The 2,556-nt window shown below is 64.6% G+C and carries 2 protein-coding genes; both read right to left on the reverse strand.

Going from position 1 to position 2,556, the window contains the following annotated elements; all coding sequences use genetic code 11:
- Positions 1–361: 361 nt before the first annotated feature.
- On the reverse strand, positions 362–1,552 hold the full coding sequence (locus BM160_RS22010) for an IS91 family transposase (protein WP_092008278.1): 1,191 nt from the start codon (positions 1,550–1,552) through the stop codon (positions 362–364).
- Positions 1,553–1,562: 10 nt separating this feature from the next.
- On the reverse strand, positions 1,563–2,438 hold the full coding sequence (locus BM160_RS22015) for a tyrosine-type recombinase/integrase (protein ID WP_092008277.1): 876 nt from the start codon (positions 2,436–2,438) through the stop codon (positions 1,563–1,565).
- Positions 2,439–2,556 lie beyond the last annotated feature (118 nt).

Consider the following 2,556-nt stretch of genomic DNA (forward strand, 5'->3'; position numbering starts at 1 on the left):
GGTTAAGGGTTGTCCGATACCTGCCCGAGCGACACGACAGCGCCAGACACGACAACGGCCTGAGGGCAGGTGTTGGACAAGCCTCTAAGGAGGAAACCGCGGAATGCACCTCGGCGGCGCGAGAAGCGCTATGAAGCTATGGGGATTCGGGCAACAGCGCTTGAGTTGAAGATGTCGGCGCTGCCAATGAAGCGGTCGATGACATCGATGGGACACATTGGATTGAAGCCGACACATTGAGTCGTTCCTTGACGTGTCGGGTGCCGAGGGCCCGCAGCGAGCGCGCGTGCAGGAGCGTCCCACATCGACTCAGAAAGGTGAAGAGTCGAAGCACGATTGCGACGCTGATGAAGATCTGTACTCATGCTGTCCGCAGTGATGGAGGTGGCGCGCGGATCAACTGACCCCGAGCGAAGGTCTGCAGGATGATCATCGGCGCGCCGCAGTGCGTGCAAACGAAGCTCGGCCGTACGGACTCGGACTCGACATCGACGGCAGGCGTTGGCACAGAGGCGTCGCAATGCAGCAGCTCGCGAACCCGCGCCAGGCTGGCCTTGCGGCTCCCGTTGGCCAACAGCCCGTAGTGGCGGATGCGATGGAAGCCGCCCGGCAGTACATGGATCAAGAAGCGGCGCATGAACTCATCCACATCGAGCGTCATCGTCTTGTGGCGCGTTCGGCCCTTGGCCCGATAGTCCTTCCAGCGGAACGTGACGCCCCGACCGTCCATGGCGAGAAGCCGACTGTTGGAGATGGCCACCCGGTGTGTGTAGCGAGACAAATAGGCCAGCACCGCTTCGGGGCCGGCGAAAGGGCGCTTGGCATAGACCACCCATTCGCACTGGCGCAGTGGACAGAGCCAGTCTACGAACACGCGCGCGTCGGCCAGAGCAGCCAGCTCGCCGAAGAAGCGTAACCGATGGGAGCGATGCGCCTGGGTAAGTGCTTCGAGGAAGCGCCGCCTGAACAGCCGCGACAGCACGCGCACGGACAGGAAGAACCCGGGCTTGCAGGCAAGCCAACGTTCGCCGCCCGGCGCCAGGCCGCCGCCCGGAACGATCCCGTGCACATGCGGGTGATGCGTCAACGCCGACCCCCACGTGTGCAGTACCAGGGTTGCACCGATGCTGGCGCCCAGGTGCTTCGGATCCGCCGCGATGCTCAGCAGGGTCTCGGCGGCCACATCGAAGAGAAGCGCATAGAGCACGGCCTTGTTCTGGTACGCCAGCGCGCTGATAGGCGCGGGCAAGGTGAAGACGACGTGGTAGTAGTCCACCGGCAGCAGATCGGCCTGGCGCGCTTGGAGCCAGCGCTGTGCCGCACTGGCCTGGCACTTCGGACAGTGCCGGTTGCGGCACGAGTTGTAGGCGATCTGGTCCTGTCCGCAGCCGCTGCAACGCAACACATGACCTCCCAGCGCCGCGCTGCGGCACTGTTCAATGGCCGACATGACCTTGAGCTGGCCCAGGCTCAGGTGACCCCGCTGCGCTTGGCGCCAGTCTGGGCCATGGGTGCGGAAGACGTCGGCGACCTCCAGGGCGGGGGGCGCCACGGAGGGCAACCTACGCGGGCTGCAGCATCTCCAGCGGACTGACCACCTCGCGCAGCACCTCGGTGGCGACATGGGTGTAGACCGAGGTGGTCTCCAGCTTCTTGTGCCCGAGCATCACCTGGATCACGCGGATGTCCACCTTCTGCTCCAGCAAGTGCGTGGCGAAGCTGTGGCGCAGCGTGTGCATTGAGACATGTTTGTCGATCCTGGCCGCCTCGGCGGCATCGTGAACGGCGCGGTTGAGCTGGCGTGCGGTCAGCGGGTCCACCGGGTTCATGCCCGGGAACAGCCAGCCGCCAGGCAGCATCTTGCCTTGGGCATGGGCTACTCGCCACCAGGCGCGCAGCCGCTCCAGCAACAAGGGCGACAGCATGGCGTAGCGGTCCTTGCGGCCCTTGCCCTGCTCGACGCGCAGCGTCATGCGCTGGCTGTCGATGTCGCCGACCTTCAGCGTCACGATCTCGCTGACCCGAAGCCCGGTGCCGTAGGCGATGGACAGGGCCGTCTGGTACTTCAGGTTGGAGGCCGCAGCGATCAGGCGCGCCGCCTCGTCGCGACTGAGCACCACGGGTAGCTTCTGGGGCACGTGCACGTAGCTCATTCGGGCCATCAGCTCGCCCCGTTCGAGCGTGACATCGAAGAAGAACTTCAACCCGGTGATGGTGGCGTTCAGCGTGATCGGCGAGACGCCCCGATCGATCATGTGCAACTGGAACCGTCGCAAATCCTCCGCAGTGGCTGTGTCGGGCGAGCGTCTCAGAAAGCCGGCGAGGTATCGCACCGCGCGAACATAGGCGGCCTGGGTCTTGGGTTCGAGTTTGCGCATGCGCATGTCGTCGAGCATGCGTTGGCGCAGCGGCGAGATGGCTTGGGTCAAAGGGATCATGATCGTGCTCCTGTCGAAGAACGAGGCCGATTGCCTCACTCGCCAACATAGACAGGGACGCGATGTTTACCCCGCGTCAGGGCCTTTGCGGCGGACTACCGCGCGAGCGGTTTAGTCC

It is taken from the genome of Polaromonas sp. OV174 (assembly GCF_900112285.1).
Taxonomy (GTDB): Bacteria; Pseudomonadota; Gammaproteobacteria; order Burkholderiales; family Burkholderiaceae_C; genus Polaromonas.